Annotated in this window: 1 protein-coding gene and 1 pseudogene; one reads left to right on the plus strand and one right to left on the minus strand. The window is 67.4% G+C overall.

Annotated elements, in window-relative coordinates; genetic code table 11:
- The coding region (locus EOA27_RS34470) for an ATP-binding cassette domain-containing protein (RefSeq protein ID WP_127258508.1) at positions 1-1467 on the minus strand (1467 nt) is incomplete at its 3' end.
- 220 nt (positions 1468-1687) lie between these two features.
- Here EOA27_RS34470 and EOA27_RS34475 point away from each other — a divergent pair.
- Positions 1688-1893, plus strand: a pseudogene (locus EOA27_RS34475) (hypothetical protein); the annotation flags it as partial.

Here is a 1893-nt window from a genome sequence, read left to right on the forward strand (position 1 = left end):
GTCGAGTTTTGCCGTCGGCTCGTCGGCCAGCACGGTCCGTCCGAAAAGTTGCGCGCGGGCGATGGCGATGCGAAGCCGCTGGCCGCCCGAAAGATTGGCGCCGCCCTTGTCCAGCCTTGCATCGAGACCGCCTGGCAGCAGGGCGTCGTCGAGCAGCCCGATCGCGCGCGCGGCATTTTCCAGCCGGCTCCGGTCCAGCGCGCCGCCATTCCACGAAATAGCCTCCGACAACGTTCCTTCGGGCACGTAGGCATCCGTCGAAACCCAGGCGATCTCCCCAGCGGCCAGCGGACGGGTTCCCGGCTTCGGCATGGCGCCCGGCTCGAGCCCGGCGAGACGGCGCAGAAGCGTCGATTTGCCCGATCCGCTCGGACCGACGATGGCGACGAGGCCATGTGCAGGCAATGTCAGGCGCAACCGGTCGAGCACCGGCAAGGTCGTCGACGCGATCGGTTCGGCGCCGAGCAGCCGGTCCAGCGCGGTGGCAGCCGCCAACCCTTCCGCCTTGGCATGGTACTGCTCCGAGAAGCGGCGGAATGGTGCGAAATATTCCGGCGCGATCATCAGGATGAACAGGCTCTGCCAGAGCTCGAGATTGGAGAAGCCGGGGATCGTCGCAAGCTTCAGGTGCCCCAGGCCGAGGAGGATGGCGAGGATCGCAATCGAGAGCGAGGCGAAGAAGTCGATGATCCCGGCATTGGCAAAGGCTATACGCAGCAGACCGATCGTCTCGCCCGCGTAGCCCTCCAGGCGATGGCCGAGTTTTGCCTCCTCGCTTGCCGTCGCGTGGTTGGCAAGAATTGTGGGCAGCGTGCGGACGCGGTCGGCGAACTGGCCCGCCAGCCGGCCGAAGGCACACTCCTGGGCGTCGGCGCGCCGGCGGATCGCATTGCCCACCAGCGCGAAGAACAGGATCATGACCGGCGTCAGGCAGATGACCAGCAGCGCGGCCTGCCAGGAGACGAAGCAAAGCGCGATGGCAGCGAGCAATGGCCCGGCCGCCATCATGGCCGTGGCGGCACGATGGCCCACCACCAGTGCGGCGATCGCCTCCGGATGGCGCTGCATCGAGACGATCAAGGCCCCTGTCGAGAGCGACTGCAGCTGCCGCGCCGGCATCTTGCCCAGTCGCTCGCTCGCGAGCGCCCGCAGTCGCGTCGACATGGCGTTTTCCGCGGAAGCCTGCATCCTTTCGGCGGCGAATCCGGCGAGGCATGTGGCCGCGAGCAGCGCGATCATCCCGGCGACGAGCCATGGATCGACCGTCTCGCCCATCACGAGCCGGCCGGCGGCCATCGCCGCCGTCGCGGCGACGCCGAGCCTGAGCACGGTGCGGACCGCCTGCAAGGCGAGAAGACCGCGCAATCCACGCCTTGCCAGTCCCTGGGCGGCGGAAAGCGACTGAAAGGTACCGGGCGTCGCGGCGGCGGAATCAGGAACCGGTGCGGGAACGACCTGCGTTTTCATGGCCCGCTTCTCGCACAGGCGAGGAGGACATGAGTTGATTCAGGTCAAGTCTCCAGCATTCGTGTCGCGCTATGAGGCGATGTCCAGAAAGGATGCTCCATGTCCGACTTTCTTCCTCGGCGTCGCGACGGCAATTGCCACGGTGGGCTGGCGATGTTCCCGATCCTGTTGCCGTCGAGCAGCAACCCGCCTTGAGCCCGGGCGTGACGGAGGAGCTATCATGACGAGCGCCGAGCCGGAGCCGCTGCACAGCCCGGCAGATATGCGGCGGGCGCATATGCAGAAGCTCGCGCTCTGCCACATGCTCGAAGGCATCGCCGACGACCTGCCATCGCGCGTCGACCGGCTCCAGTGCCTCGCCATGGCGGCCGACCTCTTGCCGCTGCTGCGCGAGTGCCACCGCTTCGAGGAAGAGGTCGTCTTCCC

The organism is Mesorhizobium sp. M2A.F.Ca.ET.037.01.1.1 (genome assembly GCF_003998075.1).
Taxonomy (GTDB): Bacteria; Pseudomonadota; Alphaproteobacteria; order Rhizobiales; family Rhizobiaceae; genus Mesorhizobium.